27 protein-coding genes are annotated in these 25,588 nt (G+C 59.6%); 13 read left to right on the forward strand and 14 right to left on the reverse strand.

The genetic code is table 11. From position 1 onward, the window contains the following. Nucleotides 1–79 precede the first annotated feature (79 nt). From QE432_RS11030 to QE432_RS11045, 4 genes are read right to left on the reverse strand one after another with little or no spacing between them, the layout of a single operon-like run. Complete coding sequence (locus QE432_RS11030) at nt 80–808, reverse strand: ABC transporter ATP-binding protein (RefSeq protein WP_003513939.1); 729 nt, start codon at nt 806–808, stop codon at nt 80–82. Continuing rightward, nucleotides 808–1,686, reverse strand: a complete 879-nt coding sequence (locus QE432_RS11035; RefSeq protein ID WP_003513942.1) for an ABC transporter ATP-binding protein — start codon at nt 1,684–1,686, stop codon at nt 808–810. The genes QE432_RS11030 and QE432_RS11035 overlap by 1 nt, the downstream gene beginning before the upstream one ends. Beyond that, on the reverse strand, nt 1,686–3,038 hold the full coding sequence (gene livM, locus QE432_RS11040; RefSeq protein ID WP_373465227.1) for a high-affinity branched-chain amino acid ABC transporter permease LivM: 1,353 nt from the start codon (nt 3,036–3,038) through the stop codon (nt 1,686–1,688). Before livM ends, QE432_RS11035 begins: the two co-directional genes overlap by 1 nt. Nucleotides 3,039–3,087: 49 nt before the next feature. Then, a complete protein-coding gene (locus tag QE432_RS11045) occupies nt 3,088–3,990 on the reverse strand; it encodes a branched-chain amino acid ABC transporter permease (protein ID WP_003513958.1) in 903 nt (300 codons plus the stop codon). Between the two features lie 335 nt (nt 3,991–4,325). On the opposite strand from QE432_RS11045, the gene cysQ reads away from it, so the two are divergent. The 4 genes from cysQ (at nt 4,326) to QE432_RS11065 (ending at nt 7,527) form a co-directional block, all read left to right on the forward strand. Beyond that, complete coding sequence (gene cysQ, locus QE432_RS11050; protein WP_112154312.1) at nt 4,326–5,120, forward strand: 3'(2'),5'-bisphosphate nucleotidase CysQ; 795 nt, start codon at nt 4,326–4,328, stop codon at nt 5,118–5,120. 394 nt (nt 5,121–5,514) lie between these two features. Then, nucleotides 5,515–6,558, forward strand: coding sequence for a DUF2793 domain-containing protein (locus QE432_RS11055; RefSeq protein ID WP_111804609.1), 1,044 nt, complete (start codon nt 5,515–5,517; stop codon nt 6,556–6,558). Between the two features lie 191 nt (nt 6,559–6,749). After that, entirely contained in the window at nt 6,750–7,025 is a 276-nt protein-coding gene (gene sciP / locus QE432_RS11060; RefSeq protein WP_003513963.1) for a CtrA inhibitor SciP, read from the forward strand. 220 nt (nt 7,026–7,245) lie between these two features. Continuing rightward, nucleotides 7,246–7,527 carry a GNAT family N-acetyltransferase gene (locus tag QE432_RS11065; RefSeq protein ID WP_003513965.1) on the forward strand — a complete coding sequence of 94 codons (282 nt, stop codon included), beginning with the start codon at nt 7,246–7,248 and terminating at the stop codon, nt 7,525–7,527. A gap of 210 nt (nt 7,528–7,737) precedes the next feature. On the opposite strand, the gene QE432_RS11070 is transcribed toward QE432_RS11065, so the two are convergent. Next, nucleotides 7,738–7,941 (reverse strand): DUF1059 domain-containing protein, encoded by a 204-nt coding sequence (locus QE432_RS11070; RefSeq protein ID WP_003513967.1) that lies wholly within the window; start codon nt 7,939–7,941, stop codon nt 7,738–7,740. Nucleotides 7,942–8,253: 312 nt separating this feature from the next. Continuing rightward, the gene (locus QE432_RS11075) at nt 8,254–8,604 is read right to left on the reverse strand and encodes a flagellar export protein FliJ (protein ID WP_013636730.1); all 351 of its coding nucleotides are present in this window, start codon (nt 8,602–8,604) and stop codon (nt 8,254–8,256) included. 481 nt (nt 8,605–9,085) lie between these two features. On the opposite strand from QE432_RS11075, the gene ctrA reads away from it, so the two are divergent. Then, complete coding sequence (gene ctrA, locus QE432_RS11080; protein ID WP_003491823.1) at nt 9,086–9,790, forward strand: response regulator transcription factor CtrA; 705 nt, start codon at nt 9,086–9,088, stop codon at nt 9,788–9,790. A gap of 82 nt (nt 9,791–9,872) precedes the next feature. Beyond that, nucleotides 9,873–10,388 (forward strand): GNAT family N-acetyltransferase, encoded by a 516-nt coding sequence (locus tag QE432_RS11085; RefSeq protein WP_112154314.1) that lies wholly within the window; start codon nt 9,873–9,875, stop codon nt 10,386–10,388. Nucleotides 10,389–10,438: 50 nt separating this feature from the next. On the opposite strand, the gene QE432_RS11090 is transcribed toward QE432_RS11085, so the two are convergent. The 3 genes from QE432_RS11090 to chpT all read right to left on the reverse strand — a co-directional run bounded on the left by QE432_RS11090 (nt 10,439) and on the right by chpT (nt 12,869). After that, nucleotides 10,439–11,485 (reverse strand): alpha/beta hydrolase family protein, encoded by a 1,047-nt coding sequence (locus QE432_RS11090; protein WP_306624271.1) that lies wholly within the window; start codon nt 11,483–11,485, stop codon nt 10,439–10,441. A 122-nt stretch (nt 11,486–11,607) separates the two neighbouring features. After that, entirely contained in the window at nt 11,608–12,135 is a 528-nt protein-coding gene (locus tag QE432_RS11095) for a GNAT family N-acetyltransferase (RefSeq protein ID WP_065687515.1), read from the reverse strand. Nucleotides 12,136–12,221: 86 nt separating this feature from the next. After that, the gene (chpT, locus tag QE432_RS11100; RefSeq protein WP_003513974.1) at nt 12,222–12,869 is read right to left on the reverse strand and encodes a histidine phosphotransferase ChpT; all 648 of its coding nucleotides are present in this window, start codon (nt 12,867–12,869) and stop codon (nt 12,222–12,224) included. A 250-nt stretch (nt 12,870–13,119) separates the two neighbouring features. Here chpT and QE432_RS11105 point away from each other — a divergent pair, with 250 nt between their 5' ends. Then, on the forward strand, nt 13,120–13,716 hold the full coding sequence (locus tag QE432_RS11105) for a DUF1134 domain-containing protein (RefSeq protein WP_003513975.1): 597 nt from the start codon (nt 13,120–13,122) through the stop codon (nt 13,714–13,716). Between the two features lie 143 nt (nt 13,717–13,859). Further along, nucleotides 13,860–15,059: a hypothetical protein gene (locus tag QE432_RS11110; protein ID WP_111790607.1), complete on the forward strand. Its 1,200-nt coding sequence runs from the start codon at nt 13,860–13,862 to the stop codon at nt 15,057–15,059. 207 nt (nt 15,060–15,266) lie between these two features. On the opposite strand, the gene QE432_RS11115 is transcribed toward QE432_RS11110, so the two are convergent. Both QE432_RS11115 and QE432_RS11120 read right to left on the reverse strand, forming a co-directional pair. Beyond that, nucleotides 15,267–16,139, reverse strand: coding sequence for a TrmH family RNA methyltransferase (locus QE432_RS11115; protein WP_025594351.1), 873 nt, complete (start codon nt 16,137–16,139; stop codon nt 15,267–15,269). Continuing rightward, nucleotides 16,129–16,521 (reverse strand): hypothetical protein, encoded by a 393-nt coding sequence (locus QE432_RS11120; protein WP_003513978.1) that lies wholly within the window; start codon nt 16,519–16,521, stop codon nt 16,129–16,131. Before QE432_RS11120 ends, QE432_RS11115 begins: the two co-directional genes overlap by 11 nt. Before the next feature lie 38 nt (nt 16,522–16,559). Between QE432_RS11120 and QE432_RS11125 the strand changes: the two genes are divergently transcribed. The 4 genes from QE432_RS11125 to rpoH all read left to right on the forward strand — a co-directional run bounded on the left by QE432_RS11125 (nt 16,560) and on the right by rpoH (nt 19,759). Continuing rightward, nucleotides 16,560–17,582: an RluA family pseudouridine synthase gene (locus tag QE432_RS11125; RefSeq protein ID WP_003513979.1), complete on the forward strand. Its 1,023-nt coding sequence runs from the start codon at nt 16,560–16,562 to the stop codon at nt 17,580–17,582. Nucleotides 17,583–17,584: 2 nt separating this feature from the next. Next, complete coding sequence (locus QE432_RS11130; RefSeq protein ID WP_019565095.1) at nt 17,585–17,833, forward strand: hypothetical protein; 249 nt, start codon at nt 17,585–17,587, stop codon at nt 17,831–17,833. Between the two features lie 33 nt (nt 17,834–17,866). Continuing rightward, entirely contained in the window at nt 17,867–18,691 is an 825-nt protein-coding gene (locus tag QE432_RS11135; protein ID WP_065702607.1) for a class I SAM-dependent methyltransferase, read from the forward strand. A 165-nt stretch (nt 18,692–18,856) separates the two neighbouring features. Further along, a complete protein-coding gene (gene rpoH, locus QE432_RS11140; RefSeq protein WP_003491840.1) occupies nt 18,857–19,759 on the forward strand; it encodes an RNA polymerase sigma factor RpoH in 903 nt (300 codons plus the stop codon). A gap of 253 nt (nt 19,760–20,012) precedes the next feature. Here rpoH and QE432_RS11145 read toward each other — a convergent pair whose 3' ends face one another. Both QE432_RS11145 and QE432_RS11150 read right to left on the reverse strand, forming a co-directional pair. Next, entirely contained in the window at nt 20,013–22,316 is a 2,304-nt protein-coding gene (locus QE432_RS11145; RefSeq protein WP_306624281.1) for a hypothetical protein, read from the reverse strand. 70 nt (nt 22,317–22,386) lie between these two features. Next, complete coding sequence (locus QE432_RS11150) at nt 22,387–23,685, reverse strand: adenylosuccinate synthase (RefSeq protein ID WP_003513983.1); 1,299 nt, start codon at nt 23,683–23,685, stop codon at nt 22,387–22,389. Nucleotides 23,686–23,924: 239 nt separating this feature from the next. Here QE432_RS11150 and QE432_RS11155 point away from each other — a divergent pair, with 239 nt between their 5' ends. After that, a complete protein-coding gene (locus tag QE432_RS11155) occupies nt 23,925–24,812 on the forward strand; it encodes a DMT family transporter (protein WP_162686679.1) in 888 nt (295 codons plus the stop codon). 53 nt (nt 24,813–24,865) lie between these two features. Here the strand turns inward: QE432_RS11155 and QE432_RS11160 are convergent, their stop codons facing one another. Next, complete coding sequence (locus QE432_RS11160; protein ID WP_026330751.1) at nt 24,866–25,399, reverse strand: transglutaminase-like cysteine peptidase; 534 nt, start codon at nt 25,397–25,399, stop codon at nt 24,866–24,868. Nucleotides 25,400–25,588 lie beyond the last annotated feature (189 nt).

The raw sequence follows: 25,588 nt of genomic DNA on the forward strand, positions 1-25,588 counted from the left end.
CCGGCCATTTCCCCTTCGAAAACGGCCGGGCGCGGTTCGTTATCTTGCGCCGCAAAATTTCCGGCGCAAGTAAAATCTTTCAGTGCCGGCCGCCTTCGAGATAGGCCGCGCGTACCTGCGGATCAGCCAGCAATTCCCTGCCCGAACCGCTCATCGTCACCTTGCCGTTGACCATCACATAGGCGCGGTCGGAAAGCTTCAGTGCCGCAAAGGCGTTCTGCTCCACGAGGAAGACGGTCAGGCCCTCTTCCTGGTTGAGCTTCTTGATGGCCTCGAAGATGCCCTTGACGATCAGCGGGGCAAGGCCAAGCGACGGTTCGTCGAGAAGCAGCAGTTTCGGCCGTGCCATCAGCGCGCGGCCGATGGAGAGCATCTGCTGCTCGCCGCCGGAAAGCGTGCCACCACGCTGGCTCTGACGTTCTTTCAGCCGCGGGAACATGACGAAAATCTTCTCGACGTCCTCTTTGAAATATTTGAGGTTGTCGAGATTGGCGCCCATCTGCAGGTTTTCCAGCACCGTCATGCGCGGGAAAATCCGGCGGCCCTCGGGTGACTGGGCAATACGCTTGCGGGCGATGAGGTGCGTCGGCAGGCGGGTAATGTCTTCGCCGTCGAACGTCACCTGGCCAGTGCGCGCCTGCGGGCTGCCGCAGATGGTCATCATCAGTGTCGATTTGCCGGCGCCGTTGGCGCCGATAAGGCTGACAATCTCGCCCTTGTTGACCTCGACATCGACACCGGCCAAGGCCCGGATGTTACCGTAGTAGGTTTCGACACCCTGTACTTTGAGAAGCGGTTCACCGGACATCAGGCCACTCCTCCGTCGAGTTCTTCCGCAATCACGTCTTCCACTTCATCATCCTCGACACCCAGATAGGCGGCGATGACCTTCGGGTCGTTCTTCACATGGTCCGGCGAACCGTCGGAAATCTTCTGGCCGTATTCGAGAACCACAACGTGATCGGAAATCTGCATCACCACCGACATGTCGTGCTCGATCAGAAGCAGCGACGTGCCTTCGTCGCGGATACCGCGCAGCAGCGCATTGAGCGCCAGCGATTCCTTCGGGTTGAGACCGGCCGCCGGTTCATCGAGGCACAGAAGTTCCGGCCCCGTGCACATGGCACGGGCGATTTCCAGGCGGCGCTGCGCGCCATAGGGCAGATCGCCGGCCGGGTCGTCGGCGCGGTCGGTCAGATCGGCCTTGTCCAGCCAGTATTTGGCCTTATCGATCGAACTGTTGACCGCCCTCTTGTAGGCGGGCAGGCCGAAAAGACCGAGAATGGTGTAGCCCGATGCCTTCATCAGCGCATTGTGCTGCGCCACCAGCAGGTTTTCCAGAACCGTCAGACCCGAAAACAGGCGGATGTTCTGGAAGGTACGCGCCACCTTCGCCTTCTTGGTGATCTCGAAATCCGGCAGACGCTCCAGAAGATGCGCCTCGCCGTTTTGCTGACGCATGGTGATCATGCCCATCGTCGGCTTGTAGAAGCCGGTGATGCAGTTGAAAACCGTGGTCTTTCCAGCACCGTTCGGGCCGATCAGCGCCGTGATCTCGCCGCGCTTCGCCTCAAAGGAGAAGTCATTGATGGCCATCAGGCCGCCAAACCGCATCGAGAGATGTTCGACCTTGAGGATCGTATCGCCAGTTAGATTGGGTGTCATGTTTGTCGTTCCGGAAGCCATCAACCGTGACCTTCCTTGGTAAAGCTGCCCGAGACGGCCTTGCGTTCCCTGAGGAAGGCCGTCGGTTCTCGTGAGCCGACAAAGCCGCGCGGCTTGAACAGCATGACGATGACCATGGCGAGACCGAACAGCAGCATGCGGTAGAGTTCCGGCGTGAAATCAGGCCCGAAGACATGCTTCAGGAATTCCATTTCGCGCAGCAGCTCCGTGCCGCCGACCATGACGAGGGCGGCAATGGCGATGCCCGTGAGCGAACCCATGCCGCCGAGAACGACAATGGCAAGGATGACGGCCGATTCCAGGAAGACGAAGCTTTCCGGCGATACGAAACCCTGACGGGCGGCGAAGAACGAACCGGCGAAACCGCCAAACATCGCGCCTGTCGCAAAAGCGGTAAGCTTGGTGATGACAGTATCGATGCCGAGCGAGCGGCAGGCGATTTCGTCTTCACGCAAAGCTTCCCACGCCCGGCCGATCGGCATGCGGCGCAGCTTGATGGTGACGTAAGCCGTCAGCATGCACAGAAGCAGGATCACGTAGAACAGGAAGATCTTGTAATAGGCCGACGACATCGTCAGGCCGAAGGCCTTGGCGAAATTGTTCGGCGCGCCGACATCGAAGGACCAGATGCCGAAGATAGACGCCTTGGCGATGCCGGAAATGCCGAAGGTGCCCTTGGTCACATCCGTCCAGTTCAACAGCACGAGACGAATGATTTCACCGAAGGCGAGCGTGACGATGGCAAGATAGTCGCCACGAAGTCTGAGCACCGGGAAGCCGAGGATGATGCCCCAGAAGCCCGCGAGAATGCCGGCCACCGGCAGAAGCACCCAGAAGGACAGGCCGAGATGGCTTGACAGCAGCGCGTAGGAATAGGCGCCCACCGCATAGAAGGCCACATAACCGAGATCGAGCAGGCCCGCGAGGCCAACGACGATGTTGAGGCCCCACGCCAGCATCACATAGATCAGGATCTGGATGCCGAAATTGTCGACGAATTTCAGCGAGCCCTGAAAACCGAACAGCTGCACGGCGACGACGGGATAAAGCAGCAGCAGGACAAGCGCGAGCTTCAGGAAGTGCTTGTGGAAAAAGCCTTTTTCCTCGGAGATTTCCAGAATGCCGCTTTTGGCCTTGGCAAGCTTGCGGCGATCCATCGACGGCCGGATGAAGCCGACCATCAGGAAACGGCCGATGGCGGCGACGCCGACGAAGATCGACAGAAGCCCCCAGCGGGTGCCCCAGATAAGCTGGTTATTGATGTCCTGATAGGTGACGATACCGACGTAAAGAATGAACATGCCGAGCGAGACGATGCCCGCAAAGACGCCTTCCTTCACCGCCGTTGCCATCAGGCTCGGGCTGGAAGTATCGTTTTCGGAAGCGATATTGGTCATGGGATCACACCTTCTCGACTTCCGGACGACCGAGAATACCGGTCGGCTTGAAGATCAGCACGAAAGCCAGGATGCCGAATGCCGCGACGTCCTTGTAGGCAATGGAGAAATAGGCGGACCAGAGAGATTCGATGAGGCCGATCAGGAGACCGCCGAGAACGGCGCCCGGAAGCGAACCGATACCGCCGAGAACCGCTGCGGTAAACGCCTTGACGCCCGGAATGAAGCCATCGTTGAAGGATGCGACACCGTAATACATCAGATACATCGTACCGGCGACCGCCGCGAGTGCGGCACCCATGATGAAGGTGATCGAGATCGTCTTGTCGACATCCACACCCAGAAGGGCCGCCATCTTGCGGTCCTGTTCCGTGGCGCGCTGCGCCCGGCCGAGCGGAGTCTTGTTGACGATGTACCAGAAGGCGAACAGCAGCACCGACGTCACCGCCATGATGATGAACTGCTTCAGCGAGACGGTGATGGAGCCGAAATGGTAGCTGTCCGTCACCATTGACGGGATCGGCTTGTTACGCGGACCCTGTGTCACCTGGATGAAGTTGGACAGCGCGATCGACATGCCGATGGCGGTGATCAGCGGCGCAAGGCGGAACGAGCCTCTGAGCGGACGGTAGGCCACGCGCTCGATCACCCAGTTCCACAGGCCGGTCATCAGCATGGCGACGACCATCATCAAAATCAGAAGAAGCGCCACCGGAATACCGGCAAAAAACGATGTTGCGATCAGAAAAACGATCAGCGCGGCGAAACCGCCAAGCATGAAAATATCGCCATGAGCGAAGTTGATCATGCCGATGATGCCGTAGACCATCGTATAGCCAATTGCGATGAGGCCGTAGATCGATCCAAGAGTCAGCCCGTTGATGAGCTGCTGGATAAAATACTCCATGTCTTTCCCCTGGGCATGACCTCTAATGAGCCACGCCTCGTTTATGTTAATTATAGGGAGAACCTTTTCGATTAGCCCCCACCTGCAAAATGCATATCGTGTTCGCTAAAAATGTGAAGTCAAAAACGGGCGATCCTGCACAAAATTTGGAATTTCCACATTCGTTGCCGTTTTCCCGATCAGAATAGCCAGGATTTCGGCAGTAAGTGCTAAAAAATTGGCGTTCGAATGCTTATTTCAGTGTTGCCTGACGCATTGTTTGACGGGTGGCGGGCAAAAGAGTAGCGAAATAGAGGGGTAAAGGATCCCCGGCACGAAATGGCAACGGCAACAAGATGATCGACATATTGACGAAAGCGGCGCTGGACGCCGGGCAGGCAATCATGGCGGTCCATCGCGCCGGGCCACACGTATCGTACAAGGACGATTGCTCACCCGTGACCGAGGCAGACCAGCGGGCGGAGGTGATCATTCTGCAGGCACTGGCTGCGCATTTTCCCCAAATCCCGGTCATTGCCGAAGAAGCGGTCTCGAACGGCATTCTGCCGGAGACAGGCACGGAATTTTTTCTGGTCGATCCGCTGGATGGGACCAAGGAATTCATTTCCGGCAAGGATGATTTTACCGTCAATATCGCCCTGATCAGAAACGGCGTGCCGGTTGCAGGCGTGGTTTACGCCCCCTGCCGCGGCCAGGCCTGGACCGGCAAGGACAACAGCGCCGAAAAGCTCGCAATATCAGGCGAAGGAGCGATCCTCGCGCGCCACCCCATCCGGGCACGCCAGCGCGGCGCCTCCCCCGTGGCGCTGATCAGCCGCTCGCACTGTACCGCGAAAACGGAAGCCTTCGTGGCCGAACACGGCCTGAAAGACTGCATTTCCGTTGGTTCCTCACTGAAATTCTGCATGCTGGCGGAAGGTGCTGCCGATATCTATCCCCGCTTCAGCCGCACCATGATGTGGGATACGGCGGCAGGCGACGCCGTACTGCGCGCCGCCGGTGGCAGAACGCTGGATTGCGAGGGGCGGCTGCTTGCCTATGAGGTGAGAGGCGATGGTGAAGATGCACTCGCCAACCCGGATTTCATTGCCGAGGGCGCAATGGCAGCGACGGTGGAAATTGCGACATAAGCCTGCGAGGAGACCGCTAGACCTCCTTCGGTGATCAGGCGTTTTTAGGCGTTGGCTTCGGTGTCTGCGGCTTACCCCCCTCTGCCCTGCCGGGCATCTCCCCCACAGGTGGGGAGATCGACTCGTGGCAAGGTCTTGCAGATCTCAATGTTTGAGAATGAAGCGACGGTAAAGCCGCTTGCCGATCTCCACCCTTGTGGGGGAGATGCCCGGCAGGGCAGAGGGGGGTGAAGCCGCAGGCACCTGAGGCCCCTTGCCAACTCATGCCATCTCCGCAACCACGGAATGCACTCCCTACCGAAGCCGCAAAAATAATTTCATCCCCGCTCATCCCCGCCCCGCCGCGCCGCATCACAATCGCCGGCGAACAGCCACAGAGCGCGGAAGAGACATCATGACTGAACAGACGGCGAGACTTAGGCTTCCTTATATCCTGCCCTCGCAGGCACAGAAACACGTCACCCACAACGAGGCGCTGCAGCGGCTGGACGCGATCGTCCAGCTGGTCGTCAAGGACGTGGTCGCCGCCCCGCCCGACAATTCGCCGGAGGGAGACTGCTTCCTGCTCTCGCTTGACGCCGCTGGCGACTGGGCGGGCAAGGGCGGGAAGCTTGCCTTCCGGCAGGACGGTGCATGGCTGCTGATAGCACCGCAACCCGGCTGGACGGCATGGTTTGCCAGCGAGGGTAAACATCGCGTCCTACGGGAAAGCGCATGGCGGGACGTGCCGCTGCCTGCCGCGGCGACCCTCGAAAGGCTTGGCATTGGCACACAGGCCGATGCCACCAACCGTCTGGCGCTTGCCGCCCCCGCCAGCCTCTTCACCCACACAGAAGAGAACGGCGACCACCGCATGGCGATCAACAAGGCGGCAAAGGCCGATACCGCCTCGCTGCTGTTTCAGTCCGGCTGGAGCGGCCGGGCGGAAATGGGCCTTGCAGGCAATGACGGTTTTTCGATCAAGACCAGCGCCGACGGCATTTCCTGGCAAACGGCCCTTTTGTGCAGCGGCGACGGCAGGGTCACGATGCCGAACCGGCCCGTGGTTCTGGCAAGCCTGCCTTCGGGCACGACGAGGCCGGCCAACGGCTCGGCTTCGGGGTTTTCAATTCTCTTCATCGATGAGGGTGGTTTCGTTCTCGGCGACGCGGTCGGCACAGGCGGCGGAAGGGAACTCGTCGTTCCCGTGAAAGGTCTCTATCTGGCCACCCTGTCGCTTGCCGTGGTGTCCTCATCCGGGCACCGGGTTTCGCTTGCCGTCAACGGCGCGGCTGGCGGCCTCACTGTAGCGGGCAACGCCTCCAATGCCGGCACCTCGCAGTCGACGACCCTTATCCTCCCCCTCAATGCCGGCGATCGCCTGCGGCTGTTGCATGAGGGAGCCGCGGAATTCGCCCACGGCAGCGGGAAAACGTGCCTTTCGCTTGCGGCGTTGTGAGGAAAACAACCGATGGACGATAAAAAACACGATTTTTGGAAAAATTTTTTCCCGACAAAATAAGGCGACTCGAACAGATCGGGCGAAACCGTTCAAATTCTTAATAAATTGTCACGAACTGCTTAGGCAATTTTTAAAGGTACGGGGCTAAAGTTCCCGTCATATGGTCTTGAGTTTGTATAGAGTGTCCAATGACCGAAATGATACGCCCACGAGTTAAATATGTCATCGGCCCCGATGGCAGCCCTCTGACGATTGCGGATCTTCCGCCGTCAAATACCCGTCGATGGGTTATTCGCAGAAAGGCAGAGGTCGTCGCCGCCGTGCGCGGAGGACTGCTGAGCCTTGAGGAAGCCTGCGAGCGTTATACGCTCACCGTCGAAGAATTCCTGTCCTGGCAGTCGTCGATTGCCGATCACGGCCTTGCAGGCCTGCGCACCACGCGCATTCAGCAATATCGCCACTAAACCAGTGCGCCGGCGCGGCAACGCGCCCAAACCGAACTTCCAAAACGCCCCGTCGCATCGACGGGGCTTTCGGTTTGATTTTGGATTTCCCCTGAAAATTGCCAGACACAGCCGGTGACTGTCACCGGTTTGTGTCCACTGCGTTCGCTATCCCGCTGTTTCAATTCAGGCGCAGGCCGTTACAGTGGAAAAAACGAAAAGCAATGCGAAGGCAGAGATCATGGATATCAAGACAACCGAAACCGGATCGCGCGGCGAATATTCGGCAACCATCGACGGCCACAAGGCCGAGATGACCTATTCGCGCACCTCCCCTTCCCTCATCATCATCGACCATACCGGCGTGCCCGATGCACTGCGGGGCAAGGGTGTCGGCCAGGCGCTCGCCGCCCATGCCATCGATGAAGCGCGCAAGGGCGGCTGGAAAATCATTCCGCTCTGCCCTTTCTTCAAGGCTCAGACGCTACGCCACCCTGACTGGGCAGATGTTATCAAGGGGTAACTAGCCAGACGGGCTGAGGCTCGGGACAAAACCTCAAGTTTGTTTTTTAGCAAAAGCGGAGCCCACACGCTCCGTCACCCCGGCCAAGAGCCGGGGTCCAGCCAGCTCAAATCCTTGAGCTTAAGGGAATCTTCCGCCGCGCAGACGCGCGTCGGCTGGATGCCGGATTAGGCCCGGCATGTCGACGGATAATTTTCAGGCTGCCAGCAATCACGCCACCTTCAGCGGCGGTGTTCCTGCATGTATGCTCCTTCGAACTTCGGCCCGAAATTCCGGCGTATCCTCGGCGCCATGCACTGCCACGGCATGTTGAACCGCCGCTTCCATGAGCTCCTCCGGCGTATCGGCTGAGATGGCGATCGAGCATTTGCTGTCGCTCGGGAATTCGCGGCAATCGATATATTGGCGGGCCATTTGTTTCCTCCCCGCTTCTGGCCCACCCGCGTCCGCGCAGGGCGCGCGTGGGACAAGCCTCCGGCTCTTGGTCGGAACTTCACTAAATTACGCCTTTCCCCGGCCCCGGACAATCGAAAACGCAGGGATTCCCTGCATCCCTGCCGCGCAAGAAACCGACCGGGCAAGGCGCTGCGGTGCGCCAAAGCAAAAGGCCGCCAACGAGGGGCGGCCTTCCAGAAAAAAGCATGGGCATCCCGTCATTGAAAGCCGCCTCCTGATCCACCGGCAGCCGTCAATGAGGACGATCCCTATAAGATCTTGCGCCAATACCTAGGCGCGGGCGCGGATCGCTCCGTCGCGGTTTTCCAGTGCCGCCGCCTTTTCATATTCGGCCTGCACCTCTTCCAGAGAAGCCTCTGCGGCTTCCTGCTGGGTCTTCAGCTCCCGGATAGAGACCTGAAGATTGTCCGCACGCTGACGCGCGGCCTTGGCGAAGGTCGGATATGCGAAGTGGGTCGGATCGGTAATGCCGGACTTGCTCTCTTCCAGCGATATCTGATGCACCAGTTCCTTTGCCATCCGCTCAAACTCGGACATCATCTGCTGCAACTGGCTAAGTTGCCGGCGTTTTTCATTAACCTGAAATTCTTTCAGGCGAACCAGGCTGTCACGCGACTTCATACGCAATACTCCATGGATAGCGAGACCCGGATCAAAAAGGCACTATGCCCCCTCGATCGGCCCGTTTAACCCGCCCGCTCAACCGGCCCGGTTAACCCGTTGTGCCGGAATGATTCCCAAAAGTTACCCGGCGTTAATAAAAAAACGCCGCCGTTAACCTTTCGTTTACGGGCATCGTTAATGATAAACACGATCATTTAAGGGTCGGTAAATGCCAGGTCCAAAAAAACGGGCCCGACGATGTAAGAGTCGATTGAATCACTTAGCGAGATATCCTCACGTTAAGCTTCAATTTTGGCGATGGTGGATTCACGTGCAAAAACAGCGAAATGCCAACTTTGCTTAATAAATTCGATACACCTTGCCAAAGGCAATTAGAATTTGTTAACCATTTGGTGGCAGCCTGCAAATCAGGCAACGTCTGGATCCGCATCGCGCGAGGCAATGATTTACCAATCTGCGGGCGGCAAAGGGGATAATTATGCGGGTTCTACTTATTGAAGACGACAGCGCAACAGCGCAGAGCATCGAACTGATGCTCAAGTCGGAAAGTTTTAACGTCTACACGACCGACCTCGGCGAGGAAGGCGTGGACCTCGGTAAACTCTACGATTACGACATTATTCTTCTCGATCTCAACCTGCCCGACATGTCGGGTTACGAGGTCTTGAGAACCTTGCGCCTTTCCAAGGTCAAGACACCCATCCTCATCCTCTCCGGCATGGCCGGCATCGAGGACAAGGTTCGTGGTCTCGGCTTCGGCGCAGACGACTACATGACGAAGCCGTTCCACAAGGACGAGCTTGTTGCCCGTATTCACGCAATCGTCCGCCGTTCCAAGGGCCATGCGCAATCGGTCATCTCCACCGGCGAGCTGATCGTCAATCTCGATGCCAAGACGGTTGAAGTGGGCGGCCAGCGCGTTCACCTGACCGGCAAGGAATATCAGATGCTTGAGCTGCTTTCGCTGCGCAAGGGCACGACGCTGACCAAGGAAATGTTCCTGAACCACCTTTATGGCGGCATGGACGAACCGGAACTGAAGATCATCGACGTCTTCATCTGCAAGCTGCGCAAGAAGCTCGCAAATGCCGCAGGCGGCGCAAACTACATCGAAACCGTCTGGGGCCGCGGTTATGTCCTGCGCGAGCCTGATGGAGCCACGGAATTTCTCGAAACCGCCTGATCCCCTTCAGGATATGGCAGTTTTTAAAAGACCCGCTGGCGACAGCGGGTTTTTTGTTGCGATTTCATGATTGGATAGTGCCATGGACCATTCTATCCCCACCCTCAGAACGGAACGCCTGATTTTGCGCCCTCAGATCATGGCGGATTTCCCCGCCTATAGAGACTTTATGGCGTCAACCCGCTCCATCGGCGTCGGCGGACCATATGACCTGCCGTCAACCTGGGGCGTTTTTTGTCACGATCTCGCCAACTGGCATTTTTTCGGCCACGGGGCGCTGATGATCGAAATTGGCGAAACCGGGCAATGTATCGGCCAGGTCGGCATCAATCACGGCCCGCTATTTCCCGAAAAGGAACTGGGCTGGCTGCTTTATGGCGGCCAGGAAGGCCACGGTTATGCTGCGGAAGCGGCCTCTGCACTGCGCGACTGGGCATTCGAGACCCTGAAATTGCAGACGCTGGTCAGCTATGTCTCGCCGCGCAACAGCAAATCTGCAGCAGTTGCACAGCGCCTCGGCGGTGTTATCGACCCATCGGCACCACGGTCTGATCCCGAAGACCTTGCCTATCGGTATCATCCGCAAAAAGTGACCTGAAGGATCGGGACGTCGCGCAACGGTTCACCGAGACGTCCCGAACACCTGTCTTAATGCATTTCCACGTTCAGGAAGCCGACAATCGCCTCCGCGATCTGCCGGTGGATGGCCAGGCGGTCCCTGCCCCCGCCGTCACGGCAGACGAAACCTTCCCCCGGTGAAAGCTCCTCGACGATTTTTTCGCCGTTTGGCTTGCATGTCTGCATGAAGCTGAAATGGCTGGCATCCGGTATTTCGCGATAAACCGTGGTCGCTTTTGGCAGATTGCGGGCGATATATTCCGAATCAGCCTTGATGGCGGCAATCTCGGGCGTTTCCACACCGGCGGCCAGAACCAGAACCGGTACATCGACACGTTTCAGCGTTTCCGGCAGGAAACCAGCAGCCGGGCCAGCGTCCAGCGCAATCACCGCGCGGATGCGAGCATCGCGCAAATCCATCGAAAGGCGTGGATCGGCCTTGCCACCGTTAACGATTCCGACCTTGGCCAGCAACCGTGGCGCCTTGCATTGCGGCAGAACCTTCTCCGCATTGCAGTCTTTTAGCGCGAGATCGGCGCTGTAGCGGGCGCCAGTCAGCTCCATGGCGGTCCAGCCTCCGAGAGAATGGCCGATGACCGCGATGCGTGCCCTGTCGATTTTGCCAGCCAGTTGATCGTTATCGAGCAACGCCGTCAACGTTCGGCTGATGTCGCGCGGGCGTTCCCATAACGGCACGATCTCCATCGCATTCTCTTCAGTGAATGATTCGCCCGCGTGATCCGGCGCGGCCACGATATAACCCTGCTGAACAAGCTCACCGGCGATCCAGTTCAGATTGCGCCAGCTTCCGCCAAATCCGTGTGACAGCAACACCAGAGGACGGGAACCGGCCAGAAACGACGCATCAGGTTGAACCTCGAGACCATAAAAAGCAGCGTTTTCGCCCACTGTCTCAGTTTTTCCCGATGGTGCGGACGGATACCACAATGACAGGTTCAGCATTCGCGTGCCCGAATCATCGGACAATTCCAGCTGTCTGAAACCAATCGCGTTCTCCGCCATCACGGGCGCAGCGGTGGAGAGGATGGCGATGGCGACCACAAGAAAATAGCGCATGTGAAGCTCCAAAAATTGATCTTGGATCAACCCTTGGTTCAAACCGCCACCGTCCGAGACCTCGAACAGATTTCAGGTCGCCCTGAAACGCGATCGAGACGGCACGGCGGGAATGCGCAGCACTAAACCCCCACAACCCGCTCGAAAAGCCGGATGGGATTGCCCCGGAATGTCGAATCGCGAAACAGGCGGAAGCCGAAACGGGTGGCGATGACAAGCGAGGGGGTGTTGAGCGGGTCGATCATGCAGACGGTCCGCTGCGAAATTCCGCTGCGATCAAACCACCCTGTTGCCGCCGCCACCGCCTCGGTCGCGACGCCCTTGCCGTTCAGATCAGCATCGATTTTCCACATCGCTTCTGGCACGCCATCGAAATCGGTGCCGTTTCCACGGCGCATATGGGCAAAGCCCACCTCGCCGACGATACGACCGGAGCTTGCCTCCTCCACGACAAAGGGACCGAAGCCGAAGACCGACCAATGGCCGATGAAGCGCAAAAGACGGGCAAAGGCGATTTCGGGGTCCAGCGGCGTAATCGATGTGACCCCTTCGATGGGCCGGACATCCGCGCTCCAGAACGCACAATAAAGCGCTTCATCCGTGATGGCGTGCGGCCGCAGGACGAGGCGCGCGGTTGTCAGACGTGTCATGAACCTCTTCCCCAAAAGTAAAAAAGCCCGGCGCGTCGGAAAACGCTACCCGGCCCTTTCACAAAACTACCTCTGCAACTGAACGATCACGCGGCAACCGTCTTTGCGGTAAATACGATGCGATCCTCATGCACCTTGTATTCCACGGCCATATCGGCCTCCTCCGCCAGAAGCAGCGTGTAATAGGGCTGCACGGAATGGGCGTCGACCGCCTCTTCCAGCCTGCCTTCGTAGATCTCGGCGAATTTGGCCGGAATGCGCATCATCTTGCCCTTGACGGTGATTTCGAATTTCGCATCACCCTCAGGGTCTTCCAGCACCACATCCACATTACCACCGCGCGGGATCGCGCTGTAGGACACGAGAAAGAGGTTGAGCAAAAGTTTGACACGATTTTTCGCGACGATGGCGCGTGGGCCGTTCCAGGTCACTTCGGCCTTCTTTTCGGCGGCAGCGAAATCCTTGGCGGCTTTTTCAGCCTCGCCGGTATCGATCGAAGCACCGGCGGAGCCGGACGCGCCGAAAGCGAGGCGGGCGAACTTCAGCCGCACGGATGCGTTAAGAGCGGATGTGCGGATGAGATCCAGCGCATCGTCATCGGTGCCGCCCTCGTCCAGCAATTCGAGGCCGTTATTGATGGCGCCGACAGGAGAGATCACGTCATGGCACACACGACTGCACAGAAGAGCTGCCAGATCGGGACCGGACAGCGTGATATTGAGTTTGCTCGTCATAAAATTCTCTCCTGCGCAAGGGAGGCGCGGACGGTGTGGAAATTGTTAAGCCATAATGACACCATATTTGGTAAACCGATTGTTAATAGGATGGTTTCAAAATGCCAAATGCCTTAACAGGCCACCCTGGAGCGCCCTGCGTCCGTTCGGACGTATAAAGGATGCTCTGGAACTTTGAATCTTCGCATGGGCCCTGCCGAAAATCGATTCGGATTTTCGGGCTGATGCACCAACGAACAGACGGACGGACATGACGATGCGCCTTACGAAAACCCGCACCATTGCACGCCTCGGACTGGGAAAGATTTTTGCGCTCCTTGCCAGCCTTTTGATGTGGGCCGCACCGGCCTCGGCCCAGAACAGCGATCAATATTCTTTTCAGGAAGTCGTGGATGCAGGCCACGGATTCTTCGGTGAAACCACCGGCGGCCTCGCCAAGGTGGTGGAACGCGCCTTCCAGCAATACGGTCTTCCGAACGGTTATATTCTGGGGCAGGAAGGCTCCGGCGCTTTCGTCGCGGGCCTCACCTATGGCGAAGGCACGCTTTATACCAAGAATGCCGGCCAGCATCCCGTCTTCTGGCAAGGCCCGTCGCTCGGCCTCGATTACGGCGGCCAGGGCACCCGCGCCATGATGCTGGTCTACAACCTGCCTTCGGTCGATTCGCTTTATCGCCGTTACGGCGGCGTCAGCGGCTCGGCCTTCATCGTCGCCGGCGTCGGCATGACCTATCTGAAAAGCAGCGATGTCACGCTGGCACCCATTCGCACCGGCATCGGCGCGCGCCTCGGCATCAATGTCGGCTACCTGAAGCTTACCCAGGAACCGACCTGGAACCCCTTCTGACGCTGAGATGGGGAGGCACTCTTGCGGCTCCCCGCGCAATTGCCTTGGCGATACCCCTCCCAACGGTTGCAATAATAGCGTAACGTGCTCTCGCGCTCCTCTTTCCGAATGCGCGCGTATCTGAGTTTCGGAGACTGTCTCGCGTGATTGAATATGCCATTCTTTTCGGATTGGGTTTTCTCACCGCAACCCTGCTGGCCTTGCTGATCGCGCCCGCGATCCATCGCCGCATCGTTGCCTATACGGAAAACCGGCTGCGCGCGACAATGCCCATCAGCCCCCAGGAAGTTCGCGCCCAGAAGGATATGGCACGCGCGCTCTATGCCGCCGAAAACGCCAAGGTTCGTCAGGAACTGGACACCGAACGGGAAAAGAACACCTCGCTCCGCCTCGCCAACGAGGCAGCATCCAGCGACGCCTATCGCCTCGGCGAGCAGAACCGCGGCCTTTTGCTGAAAATCGAGGAATTGACGCTGGAAATCGGCGAATTGCGAGGCGCCCTCGACGCCAGCGAGGAACGCGCGAGCGCAATACAGGCAAACCTTCTGGAGCAGGAACAGGCCGCAAATGCGCGTGCCGGCCAGATGTCTGAGATCACCGCTCGCCTCACCAATCTGACCCGCGAGCTGGATGATTCGAAAATCCTCGCCGCCACCCGCGATCTGGAGGCCGAGCAGGCAAAACAGACCGCCTCGCGTTTCCGCAAGGAGGGCGAAACGGCGACCCGCGAATTGCAGGATGTCGCTGCCCGCAACAAGGAGGCCATGACGGCGGTTGCGCGCGAAAGCCGCAAGGTCACCCGGCTGGAAGAACAGATCGCCAGTGTCATGGCAAAAAATGCCGATCTCGACACCATGCTGACTCTGCGCAATCAGGAGGTTGCCCGCCTGAAGGAACAGCTTGCCGCAACCGGCGGCCGCGCCGACGACATGATCATTCGTCTACCCAACCCCGCCGTACTGAACGGTGAAACCGCAAGCCAGCCGCAGAAGGCGCCCGTCCTGCCCGAAATCGCGCCCGTGGTTGCGGCAGACACTGCACCGGCCTCAACCGCCCTCGAACCGGCAGTGCCGCCGCCGGAAGGTCTGGAGCAGGAGATCGAGGATATCCGCAATCAGGGAACGGCACTCACCGAACGCCTGCTGAATGTGCGCGGCACCGGCAACGACGAACCGATCCGTCGCGAAATCGCCCGCATCGCCGCCCAGATGATCGCGCTCACCGCAGCGCAGGAGGGCGAGAAATCGCCGATCCCGGGGCTGCTTGCGAAAGCCACCGCCTCGACCGGCCGTGAGAGCCTTGCGAAGCGGGCGAGTGTGTTGATGGAGAAGCGGAAGGGTTGATACCTCTACGCCTTTGCGTATGCGGCTTCACCCCCTCTGCCCTGCGGGCATCTCCCCCACAAGGAGGGAGATTAGCAAGAAGCGCTACCGCCACTTTATTCTTAAATGTTGAGATGGCCGAGACCTCGCCTCAGGTCGATCTCCCTCCTTGTGGGGGAGATGCCCGGCAGGGCAGAGGGGGGTAAGCCCCACGCGCAAAGGGGAAACCTAAACCCGCCCTATCGCCCCCGCCATCTGATAAAGCGCCAGCCCCGAAGCCGTCCCCGCATTCAAACTATCCAATTGCGGCGACTGCGCAATCCGGGCGGTATGGAACCGAGACAATACCGATTGCGGCAACCCCTCACCTTCCGTGCCGATGACCAGCGCCATGCGCTCCGAACGTGGAATGTCGCGAATCTCGGTCTCGCCATTCGGCGAAAGGCTCCAGATCGCAAAACCGGCCTGCGAAAGCCGCTCCAGCATCTGCACCGCACCACCGCCGCGATGATAGGGAACCGAGAGAACGGAACCGACGGACACCCGGAGCGCCTTGCGATAGAGCGGATCGCATGAAGTCTCGTCCAGAAACACCGCATCGGCATAAAAGGCCGCGGCGTTGCGGAACATCGCACCCAGATTGTCGTGGTTGGAAATGCCGCAGCCCACCAGCACCAGCGACGAGGCGGGAAGCGCGTCCGTCAACCCGTCCAGCGTAATGTCACGCACCCGGCGGCCGAGCGCCAGAATGCCGCGATGCAGGTGAAAACCGACAATGCCATCCAGCACCGGCGCTTCCGCCACATAGACCGGCACATCGGGCGGAAAATCGGCTAGGATATCCGCGACGCCGGAAAGCCGGTTCTTGAGGATGAGAATGCTTTCCGCCGCAAAGGCACCACCCGCCTTATGGGCGGCGGCCAGCATGCGCAACACAACCGTGCCTTCCGCGATGAAACGGCCCTGGCGACCGGTGAGATCACGCTCGCGAATATCGCGAAAGGCGGCAATGCGCGGATCGGCCGGGTCTTCGACCGGGATCAGAGCCCGACCGTCCAGGAGCGCATGCGCGCCCGCCGGATCAATATCCTCACTGGGCATCGACCGTCACATCGGCGAGAAACCGGCCGGCCGCGACGTTGAAGACCAGCGCCTTGCGGGTGCCGTTTGCAAGCTTGCCGTAAAACAGCATGTCACCGCCGGAATAGCTGACATTGTCGATTGTAAAGCCCTGCGGCAGGCTGGCGGTCACGGCAAGCGGTCCGTTGCCGGTGGGAACCGCCAGATTTTGCGGTACGCTCTGCGTTACAACGGTTTTCGATGGTCCTACCGCCTTGTAGACAACCGCGCCGAACACAGCCATAAGGCTGATGAACATCACGGAGCCCGACACGATCTGCAAACGGATCATCTTGCGGCGAACTTTATCCATGGCCGGATCAAGCGGCTTGTCTTCCTGTTCGTCTTGCTCGATGTGCGTCATCGGGTTCCCTAGAATGCTGATTGATCGGAAAAATAAGAATGAACGACCCCTTTAAACAAGGCGGAGACGCAAGGAAAGTCCTGATTGCCGGCGAAGACGCCGAAGGCCGCATCGATGTGTGGCTGGCGGGCGAAGTTGGCGGCGATCTGTCGCGCAGCCGCCTGAAAGCCCTGATCGAGCAGGGTGCCGTTTTATTGAACGGCACGCCGGTGACCGAGCCGAAAAAGAAGGTGCACCCGCACGACCGCGTCGAGATCGTCATGCCGGAGCCGGAAGACCCCGAACCCAAGGGCGAAGATATCCCGCTCGATGTGGAATATGAGGACGACGACCTGATCGTGCTCGTCAAACCCGCCGGTCTCGTCGTGCATCCCGGCGCCGGCAACTGGACCGGAACGCTGGTCAACGCCCTCATCTATCATTGCGGCGACAGCCTCTCCGGCATTGGCGGCGTGAAGCGCCCCGGCATCGTGCATCGGCTGGACAAGGAAACCTCCGGCGTCATGGTCGTGGCGAAAAACGACAATGCACACCGCCATCTCGCCGCGCAATTTGCCGATCACGGCCGCACCGGCCCGCTGGAACGCGCCTACAAGGCCGTCGTCTGGGGCCGACCGCGCACGCTGCGCGGCACCATTGACGCCGCACTCGGCCGCGGCGCCGACCGCACCAAACGCGCCGTCAAGCGCGAGGACACGGACGATGCCCGCGAGGCGATCACCCATTACGAGGTTATGGAACGTTTCCATGAAAAGGCGGACGCGTCCTGCCTCGCCTCGATGGTGGAGTGCCGCCTGGAAACCGGCCGCACCCACCAGATCCGCGTGCACATGGCCCATATCGGCCATCCGCTGATCGGCGACCCCGAATATGGCGCTGCCTTCCGCACCAAGGCGAACCTGCTTGAGGAACCGGCAAGAAGCACCGTCAACCGCTTTCCGCGACAGGCGCTGCATGCCTATCTCCTGGCCTTCGAACACCCCCGCACCGGCGAGGTGATGGAATTCGAAACAGACATGCCTGATGATATGGAAGAACTGCTCATCGCCCTGCGGAGCTGAAAATGCCGCACGGCGAGGTCAAAAAAACCACGCCGTGCATCTTGCCGGAAGCCACGGAAAATAAAAAGAGATTAGCGGATAGCGATATTCCCCACATGGTCTTTCTTGTAGACCGCCCCAATTCCGCTTCAATCGTCGCACCTCTTCGAACCCCGGAAAGCTTGAAATCGTCACCGCGAATGCCGTGGCCGGACCTCGGGCTTGCCGAAAGACAGACGTTGCAAGGGACGCCGTTTTATCCGCAGAGCTGAACGGAACCGGCATGACGACGGGATCTATCGCGCATGAACACCGATGAACGCCAGTTTATCTTTCAGGAATTACGAAGCGTCGAAGGCTATATCGACCCACCCGACGCGCTTGTCTTCAAGGCGCTGCTGCAGGCGCAGACAAGGGACGGCCTGAAGGGCGGCATGGCGGAGATCGGCGTCTATTATGGCCGCTCCTATTTTCTGCTGCGCAAATTCGCGCAGCCGCAGGAAAAGGTTCTGGGCGTCGACCTGTTCGAACTCGACCCACCCTCGGACGGAAGCCTCGACCAATATGAGCGCCTGATGGAAAACGGCAGGCGGTTGGGTTTTGCGATGGATGAGGACTTGATCATCAAGGGCGACAGCACCCGGCTCGCACCCACCGATATAACGTCGCGGACTGGTCCCGTCAGGTTCTTCAGCATCGACGGCGGGCACCACCTGCACCATGTGCTGGCGGACGCGAAACTGGCGCTGGAGGTGATCGCCCCGCACGGCGTCATCGTCTTCGACGATACCTTCAACCCCGCATGGCCGGAAGTGACCGTTGGCGTCGCCGATTTTCTGCGCACCCACGGCCACAGCCTCGCCTGCTTCGCCATGACGAAATACAAGACCTATGTCTGCCGCCGGGAATTTCACGCTGTCTACGCGGACGCGATTGCCTCTGGCCCCGACTTGCAGACACTCGATCATGTCGAAACGGAGTTTCTCGGCTCCCGCGTCGTTCGCCTGCACAACCCCACCCGCAGGCGCGTCATGTATGAGTTGATGGTGCGCTCCGGTCTCGGTGGTTTTTCGGAACGAATTTACCGTTCGAAAGTTAAACAGGTCAAAGAAGGTGTCGCCGGGACATAACGCATGTGTGAACGCTGTGTTCGCTTGAAACGCGGCGGGTGCATACATATTTGTTACGTGGGTTCGTGCGGGGTCGGTAACGACCCGCCACTAGCGGTGTGCCTTGGGCGAGTAATCGCCAATCGATGAGGGTGCCGTTCCAGACCATAGATAAGGGGGTGCTTTATGGCCCGCAATAGTTTGCCTACAATTACGGCCGGCGAAGCCGGTCTCAATAGATATCTCGACGAAATCCGTAAATTCCCGATGCTGGAGCCGCAGGAAGAGTACATGCTTGGCAAGCGTTACGCCGAGCATGGCGACCGCGACGCCGCTCACAAGCTCGTCACCAGCCACCTGCGCCTTGTTGCCAAGATTGCCATGGGTTACCGCGGTTACGGCCTGCCGATTGGCGAAGTCGTGTCCGAAGGCAATGTCGGCCTGATGCAGGCGGTGAAGAAGTTTGATCCGGAACGTGGTTTCCGTCTGGCCACCTACGCCATGTGGTGGATCAAGGCTTCGATCCAGGAATATATCCTGCGTTCGTGGTCGCTAGTGAAGATGGGTACGACTGCCAACCAGAAACGCCTGTTCTTCAACCTGCGCCGGCTGAAAGGCCGCATCCAGGCGATCGACGATGGCGATCTGAAGCCGGAACACGTCAAGGAAATCGCCACCAAGCTGCAGGTTTCCGAGGAAGAAGTGATCTCGATGAACCGCCGCCTGCATGGCGACGCATCGCTGAATGCGCCCATCAAGGCATCTGAAGGCGAATCCGGCCAATGGCAGGACTGGCTGGTGGACGACCATGAAAGCCAGGAAGCCGTGCTGATCGAGCAGGACGAGCTGGAAACCCGCCGCCGCATGCTGGCCAAGGCCATGGGCGTGCTGAACGATCGTGAACGCCGCATCTTCGAGGCTCGCCGCCTTGCCGAAGACCCGGTGACGCTGGAAGAACTCTCATCCGAGTTCGATATCAGCCGCGAACGCGTGCGCCAGATCGAGGTTCGCGCCTTCGAGAAGGTTCAGGAAGCGGTGCAGAAGGAAGCCCTCGAAGCCGCCCGCGCATTGCGCGTGGTGGATGCGTAAGGCTCGGTCTTTTTGAGAGAGTGGGGCTGAACTTATCGGCTACGTCATCTTCGGGCCTGTCCCGAGGATGACGTCGGAGTAATTGGCTCGACTGCCATCCCCTCTCACTCCCCTTGGTGTCCGTCGTGACGAAAGAGTGAGATTCGTTGCCAGGAAATTTCTTAGCCCGCAGATCGCGAGATCTGCGGGCTTTTTATTTGCAATACATAAGGAAGAAATGAGGGGACCGGCTTTAGCCGATCCCCCACACAAATCACTGACCGGTCGCGGGCTTTGCAGCCGCCCATTCGCGTAGCGCCGTGTCGAAGGCGGCGATGCCGTCATTGCCCTTTTGCAAGGTCAGAAGCGCACGGCGGCCGTTGCGGTAGGAAACCGGGATGTCGATCCAGTTGCGGCTCTTCAACAGCTCCAGATTGGTCTTCATCGCATCCGGGAAGTCGTTAAGCGCGATCATGTGGAAATCGTCGGTGATCTTTGCCGGAACCGCGATCAGGGCATTACCACGATCCTGCTCCGTGCTCTTCATCGCGATACGCTGGACGCTGTCGATCGCGCCGCCTTCGAAACCGGGCGAAACCGAGAAGACGATCTCGATCAGATGGCTTGCCGGAAGCGAAGGATCGGTGTTGCGCTTGAAGGTGATGAGCGCGCTGAGGCCACGGCCGGGAACCGTGATCTGGCCCTGCACTGTTGCGGACGGACGACCCTCATTGTCGTTTTCCTGCTGCAAGGACCAGGAAACGCTGCCCTGAATGGCGGTCGGAACCGTCTGGCCCAGCACTTCCTCGTAGAGGAACATGCGGTCGCCCGTGGCGGCAGCGGCCGCAGCAGGCGGCTGTGCCGGCGGCGTACCAGCCGGAGTACCCGCAGCCGTATTGGCCGGAGCCTCGCCTGCAGGCGGCGGCGCAACATTCTGCTCATAGACCGACTGGCCCTCCGCCGTGACGGGCTGGCCATTGGCGCCCGGCGCCGGCCCCTCGTCGCGCTCGGTCCCGTCGGCCAGAAGCCGCTGGGTGAACTTCGTGCCGGTGACGGACCCGTCATCGGCATGCGGCTGCGCCTGATGATTGGTGGGGCTTGTCGTCGGCTGCTGCCCGCTGGCGGGCGGCTGCTGGGCAGCTGGCGGTGTGGATGTCGGCGTTTGCGCCGTATTGGCTGGAGGCGTCTGGGTGCCGCCATCCTTCTGTGCCGATTGCACCAGGCCGCCGACCATGTCGTTCAGCGCATCACGGTTCAACCAGAGCGCATAACCACCACCGGCAAGAAGCCCGGCGCCCACAAGCGCAAGTACCAGCGAGGCATAATTCCGGCGCGGCTTCTTCTTGACCATGTAAGCGGGCGTCGCGGCACCAGCACCGAGAGCGGGCATTTCGTTCGTCGTTGCCCGGCTGGAAGACGATGCGCCGTCATAACCGATCAGCTCGTCCAGATCGTCCCAGGGCGTGCGCTCCTTGTTGTCCTTGGAGGCACGGTCATCGAAGGGATCGTTATCGGCGCGCGGCAACGCAGGCGTGGCCTTCGGCGGGATCGCGAGATCCGTGTCCTCGAAATAGGACGAGAAGTCCTCGACGACAGCAGCCTTTTTCGGGGCCGTGTCTTCGGTCTGCCGGGGTTCGGAAAAATCGTCGTGCCCGCCAAAAATCGGATCGTGATCGGCAGCAGCGCGGTAACCGGCATGCTCGTTCCCGTCGCGCCGCTCCGGCTCGAAGCTGACATCCGGGGCCTGATAGTGCTGCGCGGAATAACCGGCGACGACGGAATGGTCGTCCCTCTCGTGGCGCACTTCGGCCTCGGCAGCCGGGCGAACATCCTCGTCCTGCGCTTCTTCGAGCTTGCGCCAGTCATCCTCGTCAACCGGCTGCGCCCAATGGGGCGGCACGGAATCATCGGCATGGGGGGCCGCCGCTTCAGGCGCGACATCATCAACGCGCTCGTCCTCCGGCTGATAGGCCGGCTCTTCATGCGCGCGGGTGAAATAGGTACCGGCTTCCTCGTGAGGACCGGCTTCATGAACCGGCGCGACACGGGCCGGTTCGGGTGCGTCGTAAAGCTCCTCCGGCTCACGCGCGCCGTAATGCTGCTCCTCATGCGGGATTAAAGCGGCGACGGGTTCCTCGGGGAGAGGCTCCTCTTCGCGGGCCGGTTCTTCATAAACCGGCTCTGGCTGGACAGGATAAACCGGCTCCGAATGTGCGGGCACAACCGGAGCAGTCTCTTCCTCCACCGGCTCGTACCGCTCGGCGGCATGAACGGCAGGCTCTTCGGCAACGTCCTGCGGATGATAGGCAGCATCCGCCTCTTCCGCCACGGGGGAGAAAGCATCATCCTCCTCCAGTGCCGGCAAGGCCTCGGCATATTCACTGTCCACCTCGGCTATGGCGGCGTCCAGCTTGGCGATCTGCCGGCGCAACAATTCTTCCGGCGGACGTGGCTTCATATTCTCGAGCTGGCGCACAACCGCACTGCGCGCCTTGTCGTAAACCTTCGCCCGGTTTTCGGGAGTATTGTTCGCCAAGCCATCCACGGCCTTGCGAATGACTGCTACAAAATCCGCCATAAGCACTTTCTCGTCGTGACCGGCGACGTACCGGCCCGATATGGTTTATGAATCTAGATCGCCGAGGACATTAGTCCTCAAACGGATCAGTCACAAGTATGGTGTCGTCACGCTCCGGACTTGTCGACAGAAGCGCGACAGGCGCCCCGATCAGTTCTTCCACCTGACGGACATATTTAATTGCCTGAGCAGGCAAATCCGCCCATTTTCGGGCGCCGACGGTAGATTCTTTCCAGCCTTCCAGCGTGACATAGATCGGCTCAACACGAGCCTGCGCACCCTGGCTTGCGGGAAGATGATCGATTTCCTGCCCGTCGAGCTTGTAGCCGACGCAGATTTTCAGCTCGTCCAGACCGTCGAGAACGTCAAGCTTGGTGAGCGCGATGCCGGTGATGCCGTTGGTGGCGACCGACTGGCGCACCAGCGCTGCGTCAAACCAGCCACAACGACGCTTGCGGCCGGTGACAGTGCCGAACTCATGGCCCTTTTCGCCCAGGAACTGGCCGATTTCGTCATGCAGCTCGGTCGGGAAAGGACCTTCGCCAACGCGGGTCGTATAGGCCTTGGTGATGCCGAGAATATAACCCAGCGAACCCGGACCCATGCCCGAACCGGCAGCGGCCTGACCGGCAACCGTGTTGGAAGAGGTGACATAGGGGTATGTGCCGTGGTCGATATCGAGCAGCGAGCCCTGCGCGCCTTCGAACAGGATGCGCGCACCGGCGCGGCGCTTCTTGTCGAGCAGCAGCCATACGGTTTCGCTGAACGGCAGGATGCGTTCTGCAACCGAGCTCAACTCTTCCATGATGGTTTCATGCGAAACTTCAGCAGCGCCGAAGCCGCGACGCAGCGCATTGTGATGCGTCAGGATGCGATCGACCTTGGCGGACAGCGCCTCCATGTCGGCCAGATCCATGACGCGGATGGCGCGGCGGCCGACCTTGTCTTCGTAGGCCGGGCCGATGCCGCGGCGCGTGGTGCCGATCTTGGTGCCGCTGTTGGAGGCGGCGTCTTCGCGCATGCCATCAAGTTCGCGGTGCAGGGAAAGAATGAGCGTGGCATTGTCTGCAATGCGCAGGTTTTCCGGCGTAACCTTTACGCCCTGCACTTCCAGACGGCCGATTTCAGCGATCAGCGCATGCGGATCGACCACGACGCCGTTGCCGATGACGGCGAGCTTGCCCGGACGCACGACGCCGGAAGGCAGAAGCGAAAGCTTGTAGCTGATGCCATCGATGACAAGAGTATGGCCGGCATTGTGGCCGCCCTGATACCGCACGACGACATCTGCCCGCTCGGACAGCCAGTCGACAATCTTGCCTTTGCCTTCGTCGCCCCACTGCGAGCCGACCACCACAACATTCGTCATTTCTTGCTTTCCTGCTCATGGCGCTTGCGCGCCCGATAACCCGATGGGAAACCCAAACCCGCGAATGTATACTGCGTTGTTTTACGGAAAGCGACCCTGTTTCTTATGGTGAATTTTGCTTTTTCCGTGACAAAACGTCGAATTCCGCATTATCTCGCCCCGTGGGGGACAAGCGCGGACACAAGGCCGCTATTCACCCCTTAGCCTTTTCCCGCCCCTTGAAGAAGCGAAACATCAGCGTGCCTTCGAAAGCCTATCTCGCCCTCATCATCGCCACGCTCTGCTGGGGTGGCAATACCGTTGCCGGAAAGCTCGCCGTCGGCCACATCAGCCCCATGGCGTTTACCTTCCTGCGCTGGGTTTTGGCCGTCGCCATCATCTTCGCCATTTCCTTGCCGCAGCTCATCAAGGACTGGCCGGTGGTGAAAAAACGCCTGCCTTACTTCTTCGTGCTCGGCAGTATCGGTTACACCGCCTTCAACGTCTTTCTTTATACCGCGCTTCAGCACACCTCCGCCATCAATGCCGCCGTCATCCAGGCGGGCATTCCCATGGTCATATTCGTGCTGAACTTCATCCTGTTCCGCACTCGCGTGCTGTTCGGCCAGATCGCCGGTTTCTGTCTCACCATTGCCGGCGTGGCGCTTCTCGCCTCGCATGGTGATCCGGTCTCGCTGCTGCAACTGGAGATGAATGCCGGCGACGCCATCATGCTGCTGGCGGTGCTGGTCTATGCCATCTACACCGTCATCCTGCGCTGGAAACCAATCGTGGACTGGCGCACGCTGATGGCGATCCCAGCCTTTTTCGCCCTCCTAACCTCAGTCCCGCTGGTCTTTTGGGAAATCTCACGCGACAACGTCGTCTGGCCCGATCAGAAGGGTTGGGTGCTGGTGGTCTATGCCGCCATCTTCGCGTCGCTCATCGCCCAGATCCTGTACATCAAGGGCGTGGAGCAGATCGGCGCCAACCGCGCCGGCCTTTTCATCAACCTCGTCCCCGTCTTCGGCACGCTTCTCTCCGTCATCGTCCTCAGCGAAACCCTGCATCCCTACCAGATCGCGGCGCTGGTGATGGCGCTGGCCGGCATTGCCGTGGCGGAACGAAAAAAATCGCCGGCTTCCTGATCCCGTAAGGGTCTGGAAAACCGGCGCAGTCTGGCAGGCATGAAAAGTTAGGGTTAGAGCGCGGTTTCGCGCTCAACCGGAGAGAAAGCGGCGTTGCCGAGCACGATATCGCCCTTGTCGGTGCTCACAATGAGCACCTTTTCGAGCGATCCGTCATCATCAAGCAAAAAGGCAAGGCGCAGTGCTGCGGAAGACCAGCCGGCACCGGCCAGTGCCGTGCGCTTGATCGCGGCACAATCGCCACAATCATTGGCGCTTACCGAAGGCGTTGCCGGAACATCGGCTGAAAAGCCGGAGAAATAATCATCGAGTGCGCCCATGGTGGCGTTCACATCGCGGTTGACGCGCAGCAGTTCATCGCGGCGTTCGCCGGTCAGCGGTGCGGCAATCGTCGAAACGCATTGGCCGGCGGACAGAACGCAGCCATCAAAACCGCCGGGCGCCGAAATACCGATCTGTGTTACGGCGCTCTTTTCGGCTGCGGCAAAGCTGCGTGCAAAACCGGCGGCACCAGCCGCATCGGCATGAGTGGACATGGAAGCAATGGCAATTCCGCAGATGGCGGCAGCAATAATCTTCTTCAGCATTTTCATACCCCGTTTGACGATCCGCCGGCTTGTGCCGGTCTCGATTTCTGTTTTCCGCAGCGGCCCCGTCCTTGCAGGTTGTCCGCTCCTTGTCTGTGATCCCACAATGGCACAGCACTGTTTTCAGCCGCTTTAAGCCGATTGCTACAATTTTATCGGTTTTCATTTTTGTACAGGGGGCAGGCTCTC

Origin of the sequence: Agrobacterium sp. SORGH_AS_0745 (assembly GCF_030818995.1) — a bacterium.
GTDB lineage: Bacteria > Pseudomonadota > Alphaproteobacteria > Rhizobiales > Rhizobiaceae > Agrobacterium > Agrobacterium tumefaciens.